The 17538-nt window shown below is 40.7% G+C and carries 12 protein-coding genes; 1 reads left to right on the forward strand and 11 read right to left on the reverse strand.

What is annotated here, in order from left to right:
• Positions 1 to 35: 35 nt before the first annotated feature.
• Complete coding sequence (gene rny, locus ACEQ81_RS13920; RefSeq protein ID WP_411031508.1) at positions 36 to 1604, forward strand: ribonuclease Y; 1569 nt, start codon at positions 36 to 38, stop codon at positions 1602 to 1604.
• 13 nt (positions 1605 to 1617) lie between these two features.
• Here the strand turns inward: rny and ACEQ81_RS13925 are convergent, their stop codons facing one another.
• The 11 genes from ACEQ81_RS13925 to ACEQ81_RS13975 all read right to left on the reverse strand — a co-directional run bounded on the left by ACEQ81_RS13925 (position 1618) and on the right by ACEQ81_RS13975 (position 17533).
• Positions 1618 to 2886, reverse strand: coding sequence for a DEAD/DEAH box helicase (locus ACEQ81_RS13925; RefSeq protein ID WP_411031509.1), 1269 nt, complete (start codon positions 2884 to 2886; stop codon positions 1618 to 1620).
• A 117-nt stretch (positions 2887 to 3003) separates the two neighbouring features.
• Positions 3004 to 4113 (reverse strand): Gfo/Idh/MocA family protein, encoded by a 1110-nt coding sequence (locus ACEQ81_RS13930; protein ID WP_411031510.1) that lies wholly within the window; start codon positions 4111 to 4113, stop codon positions 3004 to 3006.
• Positions 4114 to 4154: 41 nt separating this feature from the next.
• Positions 4155 to 6377 (reverse strand): M1 family metallopeptidase, encoded by a 2223-nt coding sequence (locus ACEQ81_RS13935; protein WP_411031511.1) that lies wholly within the window; start codon positions 6375 to 6377, stop codon positions 4155 to 4157.
• Positions 6378 to 6555: 178 nt separating this feature from the next.
• A complete protein-coding gene (locus ACEQ81_RS13940; RefSeq protein WP_411031512.1) occupies positions 6556 to 8787 on the reverse strand; it encodes a DUF349 domain-containing protein in 2232 nt (743 codons plus the stop codon).
• 153 nt (positions 8788 to 8940) lie between these two features.
• Positions 8941 to 9693: a shikimate dehydrogenase family protein gene (locus tag ACEQ81_RS13945; RefSeq protein ID WP_411031513.1), complete on the reverse strand. Its 753-nt coding sequence runs from the start codon at positions 9691 to 9693 to the stop codon at positions 8941 to 8943.
• Positions 9665 to 10684: a DUF368 domain-containing protein gene (locus ACEQ81_RS13950; RefSeq protein WP_411031514.1), complete on the reverse strand. Its 1020-nt coding sequence runs from the start codon at positions 10682 to 10684 to the stop codon at positions 9665 to 9667. Before ACEQ81_RS13950 ends, ACEQ81_RS13945 begins: the two co-directional genes overlap by 29 nt.
• 12 nt (positions 10685 to 10696) lie before the next feature.
• The gene (locus tag ACEQ81_RS13955) at positions 10697 to 11614 is read right to left on the reverse strand and encodes a DUF368 domain-containing protein (RefSeq protein WP_411031515.1); all 918 of its coding nucleotides are present in this window, start codon (positions 11612 to 11614) and stop codon (positions 10697 to 10699) included.
• A 162-nt stretch (positions 11615 to 11776) separates the two neighbouring features.
• Positions 11777 to 13171, reverse strand: a complete 1395-nt coding sequence (locus tag ACEQ81_RS13960; RefSeq protein WP_411031516.1) for a tetratricopeptide repeat protein — start codon at positions 13169 to 13171, stop codon at positions 11777 to 11779.
• 96 nt (positions 13172 to 13267) lie between these two features.
• Positions 13268 to 14449 carry an aspartate aminotransferase family protein gene (locus ACEQ81_RS13965; protein ID WP_411031517.1) on the reverse strand — a complete coding sequence of 394 codons (1182 nt, stop codon included), beginning with the start codon at positions 14447 to 14449 and terminating at the stop codon, positions 13268 to 13270.
• 4 nt (positions 14450 to 14453) lie between these two features.
• Positions 14454 to 16154: an OstA-like protein gene (locus tag ACEQ81_RS13970; RefSeq protein ID WP_411031518.1), complete on the reverse strand. Its 1701-nt coding sequence runs from the start codon at positions 16152 to 16154 to the stop codon at positions 14454 to 14456.
• A gap of 107 nt (positions 16155 to 16261) precedes the next feature.
• Positions 16262 to 17533 (reverse strand): adenylosuccinate synthase, encoded by a 1272-nt coding sequence (locus tag ACEQ81_RS13975; RefSeq protein ID WP_411031519.1) that lies wholly within the window; start codon positions 17531 to 17533, stop codon positions 16262 to 16264.
• Positions 17534 to 17538: the final 5 nt, after the last annotated feature.

Genomic DNA, 17538 nt, shown 5'->3' on the forward strand with positions numbered 1-17538 from the left:
CAATGTGGGCTTTTTTTATTAAAAATTTTGAAAATATGGAAACTACATATATTATAATTGCAGGGGTCGCAGGTTTAATAATCGGACTGATCATTGCAAAGTTTTTAGAGAAAGGAAAGGCATCAAAAACCATGGTTAATGCCAAAAAAGAAGCCAGTTCCATTATAAGGGATGCCAAAACTGAAGGCGAGAATATTAAAAAGGATAAAATTTTTCAGGCGAAGGAAAAATTCTTGGAATTAAAGGCAGAGCATGAAAAGGTTATTATTAACAAGGATAAGAAGATAGGGGAGGCAGAGAAAAGGACCAGGGACAAAGAAGCACAAATAAGTAATGAACTTGCCAAGACCAAAAAGCTAAACGATCAACTAGAAAATAAGCAAAAAGCGATAGATCATAAGAATGAGTTCTTGGAAAAGAAACAATCCGAACTAGAAAAGCTTCACAAAAACCAGGTACAACAGCTGGAGGTAATTTCCGGACTGTCCGCAGAAGATGCCAAGGCGCAATTGTTGGAATCTTTAAAAGAGACGGCAAAGAGTGATGCCATGGCCTATATGCAGACCACTTTGGAAGAGGCCAAACTTACTGCACAGCAAGAAGCCAGAAAGATTGTAATAAATACCATTCAGCGCATAGGCACAGAGGAGGCGGTAGAAAATTGCGTTTCAGTCTTTAATCTAGAATCCGATGATGTAAAAGGTCGGATTATAGGAAGGGAAGGAAGAAATATTAGGGCGCTGGAGGCTGCAACGGGCGTAGAGATCATTGTAGATGATACCCCAGAGGCCATTATACTTTCTTGTTTTGATTCCGTTAGAAGGGAGGTTGCCCGCCTATCCCTGCACAAGTTGGTCACCGATGGTCGTATACACCCTGCAAGGATAGAGGAAATTGTACGTAAGACCGAAAAACAAATAGAAGAAGAAATAGTTGAAATTGGCAAGCGTACCGTTATAGATCTAGGTATACATGGCTTGCATCCAGAACTCTTAAAAGCCGTAGGTAGAATGAAGTATCGCTCTTCATACGGTCAGAACTTGTTACAGCATTCAAGGGAAGTTGCAAAACTCTGTGGGGTAATGGCGGCCGAACTGGGTATAAATCCTAAATTGGCCAAACGTGCCGGGTTGCTGCACGATATTGGAAAAGTACCCAACACCGAAGTAGAGGTAGAGACACCTCATGCTATCCTTGGAATGCAATGGGCAGAAAAATATGGCGAAAAAGCAGACGTTTGTAATGCTATAGGTGCTCACCACGATGAAGTTGAGATGAAAACCTTAATTTCTCCCATAGTTCAGGTATGTGATGCCATTAGCGGGGCAAGGCCCGGGGCAAGACGTCAAGTGTTGGATTCCTATATTCAACGTTTAAAAGATTTGGAAGATATAGCCTTTGGTTTTGGTGGGGTACAAAAAGCCTACGCAATACAAGCTGGTAGAGAACTTAGGGTTATTGTTGAAAGTGAGAAAGTCAGTGATGACAAAGCAGCAGAATTGTCTTTTGAAATTTCTCAAAAAATTCAGACGGATATGACCTATCCAGGGCAAGTAAAGGTTACGGTAATACGCGAGACCCGTGCCGTAAACGTTGCCAAATAATAACTTAAGCCCCTTAGTAACGTCTTCTTCGAGAATTTTTCCCTTTACCACCACCACCCCTATAGCGATTGTTACGGGGTTTGGATTTGTTATTAGTTGCCTGTGCCCTGTTTTGTTGATTTGCAACTTGCTTGTTGTCCTCATCATTATCCACAAATTGATGCTCTGGCATTAAAGGAACTTTTTGACCTATAAGTTTTTCGATATCCTTTAAATAAGGTCTTTCTTCTTTATCGCAGAAAGAGATGGCAATACCACTTGCTTTTGCCCGCCCCGTGCGTCCAATCCTATGAACATAGGTTTCTGGTACATTAGGAAGGTCGTAGTTTACTACCAATGCCAGATCTTCTACATCGATACCGCGAGCGGCTATATCGGTAGCTATAAGCACCTTGGTGTTTCCATTTTTAAAGTTCCCTAAGGCCTTTTGACGTATATTTTGTGATTTGTTACCATGTATGGCTTCCGATTTTATATCTGCTCGGCCTAAAAGTTTTACAATTTTATTGGCGCCATGCTTGGTACGGGAAAATACCAACACGGAACGGTTGGGTTCTTTTTGAATGAGATGTATTAACAACTTGGTCTTGTTTGGCTTGCTAACAAAGTAAACACCTTGTTCTACACGCTCTGCGGTAGCCTGTTCTGGCTTAACCGTAACTTTTTCGAAGTTCCCTAGGATTTTGCGTGATAGTTCTACAATGGCCTTTGGCATTGTCGCCGAAAAGAACAGGGATTGCCTGTTTCTTGGCAATTCGGCAATGATTTTACGGATGTCATGAATAAAACCCATATCCAACATCTGATCTGCTTCGTCCAATACCGCATATTCAATATCCCTTAAGGAGATAAACCCCTGTTTCATCAAATCTAGAAGTCTACCGGGAGTAGCTACTAAAATATCTACCCCCCTGGCCAAGGCCTGTGTTTGCTTTCCTTGCTTAACCCCACCAAATACAACCGTATTTCTTAAGCCGGTAAATTTTCCATAGGTGGTAAAACTATCGGCGATCTGTATGGCCAATTCCCTAGTAGGGGTTACCACTAAGGCCCTTATTTTTCGTTTCCCTTGATGCTTTTGACGGTCCATATACAGGTGTTGAAGTATAGGAATGGCAAAAGCCGCGGTTTTACCGGTCCCGGTCTGGGCGCAGCCTAAGAGATCTTTTCGCTTTAACAAAATGGGTATTGATTGTTCTTGTATAGGGGTTGGATGGGAGTAGCCTTCTATACTAAGCGATTTAAGGATAGGGGCAATAATTCCTAAGTCTTTGAAAGTCATGTAGTTCCTTTAAACAGCGGCAAAGGTAGGTGAATAGTTCGGATATATTGGATTTTAATCTTCCCAGCTAAGTTTAAAAGACCCGAAACCTATATCTTGTTCAATGTTCAACTTGTCTTAATCTGTGGATAGTTTAACCGTCTTTCCGCTTTGGGCACTTTTAACGGCAGCGTCCAAAATTTCCATCACTACCATATTATTCTCTAGACTGGTAAGGTTATAGGGTTCTAAGGTTACCTTGTTTCTTACTACGGCGGCCAGCAATGTAAAGGGATCGTTGCGGGGAGCTTCCCTTTCCGGAAGATCATAGGATGATTCCTTAAAGCCGTCATAACCTTCTGCGATACGTACACGTAATTGGGTGCGATTATCCGCATATATGGCTCCGGTAAGACCATAGATTTCCATGTCTTTCCTACCAATTGGCCAGTTCCAAGAGGCTTGTATGGTAGCCTTGGCATCGTCATAAGACAAGATTATTGTAGCATCGTCATCTACCTTAGGATTATTTTCTGCTTGTAGTTGATGGGTAACGGCCGTAACAGTGTTTGGTCTTTCGCCTTCTTTTAACCAGGTCATTAGGTTTACCCCATAGCAACCGAAATCCATTATGGCCCCGCCCCCATTATCTTTAGGGTCTGTTAACCAATCTAAAAACTCGCGGTTTATCCCTATTTTCTTAGGACCTCTATGCCCGTCGTGGACGACTACCTTCCTTAAATCACCAACGGTTCCTTTTTTCAGTAATTCATAGGCCTTATGATTACTGGGATACCAGGTGGTTTCGTAGTTGGTAAGTAGGTGAATATTGTGCTTTTTGGCAAGAGCTTCCATTTTCTTTGCATGCTCCAAGCTTACGGCCAGGGGTTTTTCTACCATAACGTGTATACCCTTTGGCGCACAGGTGGCAACTATTTCTAGATGTTCGTAAATGGTACCAAAAGCCGTCACTGCTTCGGGCTGTGTGGCCGTTATCATCTCTTCCATGGTATTATAAACAACACTCATGGGATATCCGTATTGTTGGGAGTAACGTTGTGCAAGCTCCCGATTTGGCTCTACAATACCAACAATTTTAATATCCCCTAAATCTTCCCTTCCAAGAATCCAATGCACATGGGTATGGGTAAGTCCAACCACCCCGACTTTCAGGGGTTCATCTTGGGCAGAAATATTGGGTAGGGCCATAAAAATTAGGCTAAATGCAATTAGTACTTTAGAAATCATGCTATTTAATTTAGGTCGATGGGGTTTTTCGGCGGTAAGTTTTATTGTTTTCCACTCTTCATTTTGTCAAAGTCCGAAGCTTCCTCAACTTTAGGAAACGCATTGTTCTCCATATCAACATCGGCAAATTCAAAATTGGGATCCAATTTTACTGAAACCACCACCTTTTCCTTTACAAAGGTTTGCTGGGTTTGATGTTCGTTATGTCGCCAAATTTCTGCCGGCAATCGATCTATTTCGGTGGTCCCATCTGCATATTCCCATTGGATGGTCACGGGCATTATAAGTCCACCTAAATTTTTAATGGTGAGTTCATAGATGTTCTTATCGGCTAGTTGTCTGCGAACCTCGGTTTCATCAATTCTAGAAAGAAATCCACCATAATTCTGATCAGGAGTGGCAATCATGGTAATATCTCCCGGGCCGTTAGAGAAGTCGGCCGCTTTGCTGCCTGTATTCTCCCCTTGTATCTTAAGCTTTACTTTTTTATTTTGATCTTCAATATTTATTTCCTTTTCCAAGACTTTAAACCATTTCACATGGGTCAGTTCCATATCAACTTGGTCGGTAGTAAAGAACCACCCCCTATAAAACCAGTCCAGATCCGTTGCCGTAGCATCTTCCAGGGTCCTAAAAAAATCGGCCGGATTGGGGTGTTTAAATTTCCAACGGTTTGCGTATTCCTTAAATGCCTCATCAAAAAGAGCAGGTCCCAGCACGGAATTCCTTAAAATCTGTAAGCCCACGGTAGGTTTTTGGTAGAAATTGGCGCCCATTTGTGTTAACAGCTCACTGTCCGAAGATACCATTATGGGCCTCATAATACTTTTATCCCCACTCATATAGGGTACAATGTCCTTTGGCGTAATACTATGGTGTTCCGGATATTTTTCTGCCATGGTTTTCTGGTCCAAAAATGTATTAAGACCTTCATCCATCCACATCCATTGCCTTTCATCGGAACTTACGATCATAGGGAACCAATTGTGCCCCACCTCATGTATAATTACCCTGATCATGCCGGCTTTGGCCTGCTTACTCATTTCACCATTTTTGGGACGGCCACCGTTAAAACTAATCATGGGAAACTCCATCCCAATATTGGAAGTATTTACGGAGATTGCAACCGGATATGGGTACTCAAAAGTAGATTCTGAATAAACCTGTAAAGCGGCAATAACCGCTTTTGTTGATTCCTCTGTCCAAACGGGTAAACCTTCTTTTGGGTAAAAAGACATGGCCATGGTATTATGATCGGAAAACTTTACCGCTTGGGCATCCCAGATGAATTTTCGGGAGGAGGCAAAGGCAAAATCTCGCACGTTTTTTGCTTTAAACTTCCAAGTTTTACTTTTGGAACTTTTAGAATTTTCCTTGGCTGTGGCCTCTTCTGGGGTAATAATCATTACGGGGGCATCAAAAGAGGTACTCGCTATTTCCAACCGTTGTCGTTGTTTGGAGGTAAGCACTTTTTCCGCATTTTGCAATTCTCCCGTAGATGCTACAACATGGTCCGCAGGCACCTTTATTTCTACATCGTAGTCTCCAAATTCCAACGCAAATTCTCCCAGTCTCTGAAATTGTTTGTTTTGCCAACCCTCCGTATCGTTATAAACAGCCATTCTAGGAAACCAATGGGCAATAAGGTAAACAGCATTGCCATCTTCGGGAAAATATTCATAGCCTTCACGGGAAAGCAAAAACTTATCCCGATTGGTGATATGGTAAGACCACCCAATGGAAAAGCTAAGGGATGCACCCGATTTAAGGGGTTCTGCCAACCTAACTTTCATCATCGTATTGTTTACCAGGGTTTGCAAATCTTTTCCTTGTGTATCTTTTACAAATTTTATGGTATATCCGGCAGGAAAATCAATCGCTCTGGTCAGATACTGCATTCTCAGGGCGCTTATAGAGTCTTTTACACCCCCGAATACCGTACCGAAGTCCTCATTCTCCTTTCGGTTTACATTTTGTTCCAATTGCACCCATAAGTAGGTAAGATCGTCCGGTGAGTTGTTATGATAAGTTATGGTTTCTTCTCCGCTTAGGATGTTGTTTGTTTCGTCCAATGAAGCTTTTATGACATAATCGGCACGTTGTTGCCAGTATGCTTTACCGGGTGCTCCACTAGCGGCCCTATATGGGCTGGGAGGAGTTAGCATTTTATCCACGGGTTCAAATTTTCCCTGCCATGGTTGATCTTGGCCGTGTAAACTGAATAAAAACAATAGGGTGAAAAGGAATGAGAAAGACAATCGCATGATGTTCTGTTTAATCGAAATTAGTTAGACTTACAAGATAACAAACTCTTGCCTAAAAATGACTAACTTCTTTAGATTATGAAACAAGGTGAAGTGCTGAAAATGAACATTTTCATCGGGTAAAATCAACCAAAATCCAGACTTTTAGGGTTTGAAAAGAACTTGCATGTTATAAGGACTATTCCTCTTCCGCAGATTTTTCTTCCCCGTTTTCCTCCATTTCCGCTTCCTTGTAGAGGTTGTTTTCCATAATGTTAAGCTTCTTCAGTTTGGATTTCCAGGTTTCCAAAGCTTCTTTATGTTCATTTATATTCTTTATCACATCCTGTACCACGGGACTATCCTCGGAAGCGTTGGAAAAAAATTGCAGGTTGTTTTCCAACTGCCTAATTTCATTTTTACTTTCGTCTATTTTGCGTCTTATATAAGTACGCTCGTTAGAAATTGCCCGTTCATTATCGGCCTTGGCCAACTGCTGTATTTTATTGCCGTATTTAAGGAGTTCGGATTCTTGGCGGCTTACATCCAATTTTTTGAATATGGCATCCAAAATTTTGTTGAACCGGGCATTGATGTTCTTTTTATTAAAAGGTACTCGGCCATAGGACTTCCATTCTTCAATAAACGCCTTAATAGCGGTTAAATCCTTAGAACGGTTTCCAGATAGTTGAAAGGCCTTTAACTTATCCAGACAAGCATTTTTCTTTTCAAAATTTTCCCATTCTTCCTTATGCGCCTCATTTTTTAGGGCATGTAACCGGTCAAAATAGTGGTTACAGGCGCTTTTAAAATCGTTCCAGATCTTATCCGAATATTTTCTTGGAACATGGCCAATTTTTTTCCACTCGTTTTGTACGCGCTTCATTTCCGCAGTGGTCTCTTCCCAATCTTCGCTATCTTTTAGGGTAAGGGCAATCTGTAGCAACGCCCTTTTTTTATCCAAATTTTCTTGTTGGTCTTTTTTAAGACCCTTGTAATAAGCATTTTTGTTGCGATTAAATGTTCTTACGGCCTCTTTAAAGGCGGCCCAAGTCTTCTCATTGGATTTTTGAGGTACTTTGCCAGATTTAAAAAAGGACTCGCGCAAGGCTTCTATTTCCCTTATCTGCTGCTGTATCCCCTTGTGGTTATTGGCTACTTTCGCAGCTATTTCTTCAATATCGGCAATGATTTTATTTTTAACGACCAAGTTTTGTTCAAATACGGCATCCAGGTCCTTATAGTAATCCTGTCTGCGCTGATGCATTGCCTTGGTAGCACTACTGAAACGTTCCCAAATTTCTTCTCGGTGCTCCTTGCCTACAGGACCAATATCTTCTTTCCAAATTTTATGTAGAGTTTGCAGCTCCCTAAAAGCTTTCCCCAGGTCTTCTTCCTTGGTCAATGCTTCTGCCCGCTCAACTATTTTGAGTTTTTCCTCTAGATTGTGCTTAAAGTCTAAATCTCTTAGCTCCCTGTTTAAGTGGAGAAAGTCATAAAAAATTTCAATATGATGGTGATAGGTACGCCAAACGTCATTGTAATTGTTCCTAGGAATTGGCCCGGCATTACGCCATTGCTCCTGGATATCCTTGAAATTTTTATAGGTGGTGTTAATATCTTCTTCAACATTTACAAGACCTTTTAGGTGTTCTATGATCTCTTGACGTTTGGCCAAGTTGGTCTTTAAATTCTGTTCTAACGTTTTATAATGCTGATTCCGCTTTTCCCTGTAGTCCGAGTAGACTTCATTGAACTGTCTTTTGGTAACGGAATTGTATTTAAAGTCGATTTCATTACCACCATTATTTACAAACTCTTCCTTTTTATGCTCCAAGAACTCCTGAAACTTTAAGTCAAATTCGTATTTAATGCCATCCACATGCTTTTTTATCGCCTGGATCTTTTCATTCCTCACCAATTTTTGCAACTCTCCCACCAAGTTTTCCATAGACATGGCGTGGTAGTCCAATAGGGGTATGTGGTGTCTTCTGTGGTTGTGCTCGTCTTCTGCGTCCTCGGCATTGGACTCCTCAATTTCCTCAATAACGTCTTCCTTTTCCTCTTTGGAGGATTCAGACTTACTGGCGTCCTTAGAATTAACGGTATTATTTTCCTGGTGTGTGTTTTCTGTAGTGGTCTCCTCAACATTTTCAGCGGTTTCCTTGTCCACCTCCGGATTTTCGTCTATTGGTTCGGTATTGGCTACCTCTTTGTCCGAAGCTGTTTGCGCTGGTTCTTGTTGCTGCTCGCCATCGGTTTCCTTTTTTAAATTTTCCAATACGTCCTCCTGCACCACGGAACTTTCATCAACGGTGTCTTTGGGTTTAATTTCAGTGCTTTTCTCTGAATCTGATAATGTTTCAGTAGTTTCTGAATTTTCTTCTCCCCCTACATTTTCCTGTAGTTTCTGATCTTTCTCTTCCAACATTTATAGCATGTTTACCGATTGCCAATCGCATATTCATTGTAATATACTAACAACCGTCATAACTGCAAAGGTAATTAATCTTCTTTTTAGGAATCTTTAACGATCACCAAGGTGTATATACTAAATGACGCGGTTTTTAGGTGTGGACAGCTGCTAAACACCCCAAATTTCCCAAGCTTTCTCTGCCTGTAGTTCTAACATGCGCAGCCCATTGCTAATAACAGCTCCCTTTGCCTTACCCTCTTTTAAGAATGCAGTCTGGTCTGGGTTGTAAATAAGATCGAATAGTAGATGGTCCGACCCCAAAAATTGGTAGTGAACAGGTGGTTTCCTGCTTATACCGGGGTGGGTTCCCAAAGGGGTGCAGTTTACTAAAATAGTATGGTCTTCCATAACTTCCCTGGTAAGTTCGCCGTAGGTAATACGGTTTTGGCCCTGTGTTCTGGAAACGAATTTATAATCTACTTTCAAAGTCCCAAATACATAAGCAACGGCCTTTGAGGCTCCTCCAGTTCCCAAAATCAGTGCTTTGCGGTGGTGTTTTTTTAACAAGGGTTCAATAGATTTTTCAAACCCATAAGCATCCGTATTATAACCTACCAGGCCCTTTTTTGTGAATTTTATGGTGTTTACGGCCCCTATTTGCTCGGCTTTGTAGTGCAATTCTGTTAAATAAGGAATTACGGCTTCTTTATAAGGTATTGTTACATTAAGACCTTCCAGATCTTTTGTGTTTTCTATCAAGCCCATAAATTGAGCAATGCTGGGCAAATCAAAATTTTCGTAACTGTGGTTATTTAGACCAAGATCCGAGAATTTTTTTGTAAAATAACCCTTGGAAAAGGAATAGGAAATATCCTTGCCTAAAAGACCAAATCTATGCTGCCCGTTTTCTGTTTTTCCCATACCAATCCAGTCCTAATAAAACGCATATGCCCATGATTATAAAAAAAATGGCCCACCAAGATTCCGGATTTCCAAAATCAGGGAAGTAACGTTCGTAATTTACAATAATCTCATTGTTGTTGGAATCCAATAGTACATTGCCTTCCAAATCTTTTTTGAAAATAGTTCTTTTCCATGGCCATACTACACCTAAAGAGCCGGTAATAAAGCCAATGATTACCGCTGTAGTCATATTCTTGTAGTGTTTAAGCACGTAGCTGAGAATATGTGAAAGGGAGACAAGGCCCACTGCAGAACCGGTGGTAAATACTGCCAAGATAGTTAAAGTATCCATACGCGCTTCGTTTTGGGTAAAACTGAAATCGCCAGCAAATACTTCGGATAAGGTATCGTATAACGCGTTTACAGAATCTACCAAAAGCAAAACGTAATTACCCAATAAAATAAGAATGAAAGACCCTGAAAGACCAGGTAATGTCATTCCCGAGACACTTATCATTCCGCAGAAAAAAATGAAAATTAAATTATCATTTTCCGTGGCCGGACTCAAAAAGCTGATAGCGATACCCACAATAAGTCCAATAAAGCCTATAGGTATTGTCTTTTTGTTCCAATGCCCAAAATCCTTGGAAATGTAATATATAGATCCTAAGATCATCCCAAAAAAGGATGACCAAACCAGGAGTTCATTTCTTTCCAAAAAGAAATCGAGCAATTTGGAAATACTGAAATAACTAACCAGCATACCAAATATGAGCAGTGTTAAAAACTGACCGTTGGCATAGCGATAAAAACTTTTGAACCTACCATTTACAAGCAGTTTAAAGGCCTTTAGGTTTATTTTTTGTAGCGAGTATATAAATTCTTCATAAAACCCCGCCACAAATGCAACAATACCCCCGGAAACTCCTGGGACCTTGTTTGCAGCTCCCATTAATAAACCTTTGATCACCAAAAAAAGTTTATCCAAAAATGTTCTTGGTTTGTGCATATACTGTCGGCGTTATTTTTTATCAGCCAATTTTTCCAGTATAAAAATAAGTGAAAAACCAATAATAGAGAGCCCTAGGGCATACAATACTTGCGGATCCCCATCAAAGGCAAAGGGTGATATGCTCTCTTCCTTTATGGGTATTGTTTTGTCACCAAATACCCTTGTTTCCAACACCTTTTTCCATGGCCATATTTTATTCAAGGAGCCCAAAATAAATCCTGTGAGCATCGCCAAGGTTAGGTTTTTATAATGATTGAACATCCATTTTAATAGCTTGGCAAAACTTAATAGCCCAAAAATTGCACCGATGGCTACTGTAGCCACCACCTGTAAGTCTCTTTGGTGCACAGCATCCAATATGGTCTTGTAAGAACCTAGCAATACTAAAATAAATGCCCCGGAAATACCCGGCAATATCATTGCGCATACCGCTAAAGCCCCCGAAAGGAATAGAAAAGGTAAGCTTGCCGTATTTTCCGTGGGAGGTAATATGGTAATATAATAGGCAATAAGTGCGCCAAGGGTAAAAGCGACTAATGAAGCCAAATTCCATTTTTCAATGGCGTTTCCCACGAGCAGAATGCTTGCCAAAACCAGCCCAAAAAAGAAAGACCACAACAAAATAGGCTCATTTTCGAGTAGCCAACTAACCAATGTGGCTAGAGAAAATAGGCTGATGAAAATACCTAGAAATAGTGCAAGTAAAAAATTTCCGTTCAGCTGAGACCAAAAAACCTTAAACCCGTCTCTCCGTAAGGTTTTAAGAAGGGAAAGATTAATGTTGTTGATAGAGGTGATGAGTTCTTCATAGATACCGGAAATAAATGCAATGGTTCCTCCGGAAACACCAGGAACCACATCCGCGGCCCCCATAGCCATTCCTTTAAGAGTAATTAAAAAATATTGTAAGAAGCTTCGGTTTTCCATATAAAAATAAAATGTAAAAGTAGTTTTTTTATTAGTAAAAAAGCTGGAAAGCGTATTTCACTATAAGTTTGCTTTTTGAGGATGATTTTGAATGAGTTAAGTCGTAAATAAAAGATGCATAATCAGCAGGTATTGCCGCCCCGTTTAAACCAGGTTTTTAACCTAGGATGCATTCTTTACGACGGTAACAATATTCTTTACCCATTCCGTTTCATAAAATTGGGGGAAACTTTGCTCAAACTCGGAAAGTTTTTCAAAATCCAAAGAGAGCGCATTGATTAGGCTTTCTTCGCCTTTAATTTTATTGTTCATCATTAGGTAAGCCCCGGCCATTTTATATTGGATCTCTGCCTTTTCCGGATAGAATTCCAACCCTTGCTTCAAAATTTGCAGGGCAGAATCCATGTCCTTATTTTTTACTACTACATCTGCCCACTCTAGCCAGGTATCCAACTCATAATTTCCAAGGTCCACAGCCTGTTTATAGGCAAAATCTGCTTCGTCGTAGTTATGAAGTGCTGTATGTATTTTACCGCACTTTTTCCAATACAAAGGGTTCTCCCCATCAATGTTTATGGCCTTATTAATGTAATACTGCGCCTTTTTGTAGTTTTCCCTTTTTATATAGAAATCTGTAATGGCGAGCCAGCCTTTATCCAAGAGCGGGTCTTCATGCACCGTATGGTAAAAATAGTATTTGGCAAGGTCATGGTTCTTCAGCTTTTCATGGCACCTGCCAATTCGTAAGTAAGCATGTGAAGTTGGGTCTTCCATGCTAATCGTAGTTTCATAGTTTTCTATGGCCTCGTTATACTTGCCCAATCTTTCCAAGACTTTTCCTTTTTCGAAATAGGCTCCTATGAACGAATCATCGGCAATAATTGCAAAATCGAAAGCGGCAAGGGCTTCGGAGTACATTTCTTTAGTAGTGTATTGCTTGCCCAATTGGTGCCACGCTACTTCGCAATAGGGATTTCTTTCGAGAAAATCGTTTAGATAATGGATTGCCCCATCAAAATCCTCCAAAAATTCAAAACAATAAATAACGTTGTATAAGGATGCGTAATCCTGTTCATCAAAAGAAACACATTTCATGAAACTCTCTTTTGCCATTTCAAAGTTGTCCATGAACAGGTATTCCATACCCAGAAGCGAGTAAATATCGGGGCTTTGAGAGAGGTCTAAAGCTTGTGTTAGTAGCGTAACGGCTGCTGTATGATTATCTTTTTTAGAATAGATATTGGCGCGTTGTATAAAGATTTCTTCGTTGGTGGTGTCCAAAATCTGCAATTGGTCCAACAGTTTTTCCGCGGAATCCAACTTATCCTCAAAAACAAGAACCTCCACATCCAAAAGCTTTAAGGCAATGGAATCTGGATGCTGTTGCAGACCAATTTTAATCGCTTTTTTCGCCAAGGATACCTTTCCATTGTTGAGGTAATAGTGAATAATGTCCTCAAAATCCTCTGCATCGAAAAAATAGACATCGTCCGTTTTTAGCATGGATTCAAACTTTTCTATCGGCTGGTTTGGTCTTTCACTTGGATTTAACGCCATAGGAACGCTTTGGTTAAACTATGGAACTAAAAATAGTGTTTTATGCTATTTTTTGGTTCCGACTTGGGCTATATTATTAACAAATTAGTTAACAAATTATTGCGCGTAACTGTCTAAAACCTGAAGTATTATGCGGCATCCTTCTTCAATTTCCCCTTTAGAAATGGGCAATGGGGGAGTAACCCTAATGGCCTTTGGCTCAAACAATAACCAAAATAAAATCAGCCCCCTGTTTGCACAATTGAGAATAAGATAGTCTGCAACAGACGAATTTTCCATTATCAGTGCAAGCATTAATCCTTTTCCCCTTACTTCCTTAATGTAACGGTGTTTTAACAGTTTCCTGAACAACTTTTCCTTTTCCAAGGTGTCTGGCATGAGGGTACTTTGGGTAATTTCCTTAAGTGTTGCCAAGGCGGCCGATGCAATTAGCGCATTACCTCCAAAAGTGGTTATGTGGCCCAATTTGGGTTGTTCTTGTAGTTTATCCATCATCTTTTTGGATGCTGTAAACGCTCCGATAGGCAAGCCGGAAGCCATGCCCTTGCCCATGACCAGTATATCCGGAACACATTGGTAATATTCAAATGCGAACAGTTTTCCCGTACGCCCAAAACCGGGCTGTATCTCATCGAGAATGAGTAGAGCTCCCACCTCATTGCAGCGTTTTTTAACAAGCTCTAGATAACCGTTTGCGGGCAAGATAAATCCTGCGCCACCCTGTATGGTCTCTAAAACAACCGCAGCGGTTTTTTTGGTAATCCTTTCAAGTTCTTCGGTTATATTGAAAGTAATAAAGTCTACATCTGGCATCAATGGCCGAAATGCGCGTTTACGATCCTCAAAACCCATTATACTTAGGCTGCCCATGGTACTGCCATGATATGCCTTATGGGCCGCAATTATTTGAGATCTTCCCGTAGCCCGCTTTGCCAGTTTTATAGCTCCTTCCATGGCCTCGGTTCCTGAATTTACCAGATAAGTGGTCTCCAAGGGGGCGGGGAGGAGGTTGGATAAGTGTTTGGCATAGTCCACGGCCGGTTTTTGAATGTATTCGCCATAAACCATTACATGCATGTATTTTGCTGCCTGTTCTTGTACTGCTGCCACCACTTTTGGATGGCAATGGCCTAAACTGCAGGCCGATACTCCCGCAACGAAGTCTAAATGGGCATTTCCCTTTGTGTCATAGATATAACTTCCTGTGGCGTGGCTTACTTCCATGGCCAAAGGGTGGGGGGTTGTCTGTGCTTGGTATTTAAAAAAGTCTTCTTTCATCCGATTACTCGACTTTTTTTACCTTAGGCCTTTTTTTGGGTTTCTGGGCCTCATCGTTGGTGCCTGGGATTTTATTTACCGGGTCACCTTCATTGTTACTACGTTCCTCCTCCTCGGCATCAATATCTATAGGATTGTCTATACCTCTAATAACCACTAGTTTGATATTGTTATCGTCCTCATCAAAAATATCGTCCTTAGTATAAATACGTTCGTCCCCACGCCAAATGAAACCTTTTAGCTTGCGTCCGTTTTCGGGAAGCTCTTTTTCCGGAAAAATATCGCCATCGGGGTTGGTAAAAAACGTTATGTCTTCTATATCGTTATTGGCCATGATCAGCCGTATTTCACTACAGATTGTCTTGTCTATTCCAATTAGTTCATTGTCATCATTGTACATATAGTAGATGACTTCCGTATTTTTTATTAAATCGATTATTTTTAACTCATTTTCTACAAACTGTCCAAAGAGATCTTTACCCTTGGCTTGATTGTATCCAGTTTTCCCAATGGTGTCCAATGATATTATAAAAGCGTTGTTCAATACCTTCAGGGAGTCTAATTTTTCGGTTTTTAAATCGGATGTCAGATGTATACTGTCGCCGGTCATTTGGTTTTCCCCATTCCAAATAATGGGTTCTGTGATCAATTGTGTTATCCCGGTTTTTTCATCAAAATGGATAGAATCGCACTTTCCACTAAGGTCTGTCTTATAGAATTTGGCATTGCGGAAAGCTCTTAGTATGCGCGCTTCCGGCTTTCCGGTAACCATTAGCGTATCCCCATGCATATAAAGCGAATCTTGCTGTACCAAACTAATGGAAACAGCACGTTTTGTGGCAAACAATGAATCTTTGGCCTTAAATACTTCGGCATAATGGGCCCGGATAATTCCCTGATTTACGGTATCTGTAACTTTTATATTGTTGGTGGCCGAAGCAAACTCGGTCATTTTATCAAAATAAACACTATCGCCTTCAATAATTCTGTTGTTATAGTCGATTCGAGTATTCTTAATGCCGTATCCACTTTCTATTTTTGTGTCGTAAAACCCTCTTTCGCAATAGATTTTATAGGTTTTACCTGTAATGGTAGATGGTCCGTACATGTAGGCATTCTTAGAAGTGGTATAATAATCCAACTGCTCCGATTGCATGGTATATTCTGGGTTGCGGATAAACACACTGTCCAAAAACTGATATTTTTTTGGTATCATATAATACCTGCCAATTTCACTTGTTAAGGTATTGGCGGAGTCTACCACGGTTCCTGAGTCGTTATAATAAGATTCTTGTTTTTCGCGATCAAAATACAAGGTGTCCGTACGTAACGTCATATCCGTATTTTTTAAAACCACACTTTCCCATGCCTTTGCCAGTTTAACGTTACCGTCGTAATCTATCTTCCCACTGGTCATTTGTATGGAATCTCCTTGTTGCAATCTAATATTGCCCAAGGCCTTTAGCTTGTTTTCTTTTTGGTAGAAAATTGCTATATCGCACCATAGATCGGCGCCTTGATGTTCAAATTGTACCTGTCTGTCGTCTTTGCTAAAAATAGAAGCCCCTGGGTACTGTGCTTCGTCTTTGGTAAAGTTGGCACCATAAACAATGTTGATCTGCTTTGTTTCTTGTGGTTGTTCTTGGGCACTGCCCGAGAATACCAGAAGTAGGATTGTTAGTAAGGTACTAAACTTGTACAACATTGAGAATTTTGTCCAAAAATAGGATTTTTTGGATGATGCGGATAAAGATTAATATAGTTTTAATACCTAGGTTACGGACGTTGCAAAAGATTCTAGGTCCAACTGACTTATCTGTGAATGGTTTGCACCCTGTCCGGTCCTACGGAGACTATTTTAATAGGTACTTGTAATTCTTGCTCCAAGAAGTCTATATAAGCGTTTAAGGCATCGGGCAATTCTTCCGATTTACTTAACTTGGTAAGATCCTTGTCCCATCCTTTCATTTTGGTATATACAGGGGTTACATTTCCTTCTTCTATATTATAGGGTAAATGCTTTATCTCCTTTCCTTTATACTGATAGGCGGTACATACTTTTAAGGTTTTAAACCCGCTGAGGACATCACCTTTCATCATCATCAACTCGGTTACCCCATTGATTTGAACGGCATATTTTAAGGCTACCAAATCTAACCATCCACAACGTCTAGGCCTACCCGTAGTGGCACCAAACTCGTTTCCTACACGACCCATGGTTTCCCCATCGGCATCAAAAAGCTCTGTTGGGAAAGGTCCGCTTCCTACTCTGGTTGTATAGGCCTTAAAAATACCGAAGACCCCACCTATTTTGTTAGGGGCAACACCTAATCCCGTACAGGCGCCGGCGGCTGTGGTATTGGAAGAGGTGACATAGGGGTATGTTCCAAAATCAATATCGAGCAAAGATCCCTGAGCACCTTCGGCCAGTATTTTTTTACCTTCTTTTTGGGCATTGAAAAGGTACTCTTCGCTATCTATGAAAGTTAATTGTTTTAGTTCCTCTATGGCTGCGTAAAACTCGGCTTCCAATTCGTCTAGATCGTACTGGATATCTACGTTATAGAAACCTATCATGGCTTCGTGCTTATCTGCTAATGCCCTATACTTGGTTTTCCAATCGGTAAATTCAAGATCACCCACACGCATACCGTTTCTTCCGGTCTTGTCCATATAGGTTGGCCCAATCCCCTTAAGGGTAGAACCTATTTTTGCCTTTCCTTTTGCTGTTTCGGAAGCGGCGTCCAATAACCTATGTGTAGGCAATATAAGGTGTGCTTTTCGCGAAATGAGCAACTTGGACTTTATATCGATATTGAACTTTTTAAGGTTGTCCAGTTCCTTTTTAAAAATTACCGGGTCTATAACCACCCCATTACCCACAATATTAAGGGCATTTTTATGAAAGATTCCAGAAGGAATGGTATGGAGAACATGTTTTATACCATCAAACTCTAAGGTATGGCCCGCATTTGGACCTCCTTGAAAACGTGCTATTATGTCATAGTTTTTTGTAAGTACGTCAACGATTTTTCCTTTTCCCTCGTCTCCCCACTGTAATCCTAGTAGTAAATCTACTGCCATGTAAG

The sequence above is a fragment of the Spongiimicrobium sp. 3-5 genome (assembly GCF_046557915.1).
GTDB lineage: Bacteria > Bacteroidota > Bacteroidia > Flavobacteriales > Flavobacteriaceae > JBHEBG01.

Bases quoted from the DNA above. Each gene is read 5' to 3' on its own strand.
- ACEQ81_RS13970 (WP_411031518.1), bottom strand. From the start codon at position 16,154: ATGTTGTACAAGTTTAGTACCTTACTAACAATCCTACTTCTGGTATTC.
- ACEQ81_RS13955 (WP_411031515.1), bottom strand. From the start codon at position 11,614: ATGGAAAACCGAAGCTTCTTACAATATTTTTTAATTACTCTTAAAGGA.
- ACEQ81_RS13960 (WP_411031516.1), bottom strand. From the start codon at position 13,171: ATGGCGTTAAATCCAAGTGAAAGACCAAACCAGCCGATAGAAAAGTTT.
- ACEQ81_RS13925 (WP_411031509.1), bottom strand. From the start codon at position 2,886: ATGACTTTCAAAGACTTAGGAATTATTGCCCCTATCCTTAAATCGCTT.
- ACEQ81_RS13965 (WP_411031517.1), bottom strand. From the start codon at position 14,449: ATGAAAGAAGACTTTTTTAAATACCAAGCACAGACAACCCCCCACCCT.
- ACEQ81_RS13935 (WP_411031511.1), bottom strand. From the start codon at position 6,377: ATGCGATTGTCTTTCTCATTCCTTTTCACCCTATTGTTTTTATTCAGT.
- ACEQ81_RS13940 (WP_411031512.1), bottom strand. From the start codon at position 8,787: ATGTTGGAAGAGAAAGATCAGAAACTACAGGAAAATGTAGGGGGAGAA.
- ACEQ81_RS13930 (WP_411031510.1), bottom strand. From the start codon at position 4,113: ATGATTTCTAAAGTACTAATTGCATTTAGCCTAATTTTTATGGCCCTA.
- ACEQ81_RS13950 (WP_411031514.1), bottom strand. From the start codon at position 10,684: ATGCACAAACCAAGAACATTTTTGGATAAACTTTTTTTGGTGATCAAA.
- ACEQ81_RS13945 (WP_411031513.1), bottom strand. From the start codon at position 9,693: ATGGGAAAAACAGAAAACGGGCAGCATAGATTTGGTCTTTTAGGCAAG.
- ACEQ81_RS13975 (WP_411031519.1), bottom strand. From the start codon at position 17,533: ATGGCAGTAGATTTACTACTAGGATTACAGTGGGGAGACGAGGGAAAA.
- rny (WP_411031508.1), top strand. From the start codon at position 36: ATGGAAACTACATATATTATAATTGCAGGGGTCGCAGGTTTAATAATC.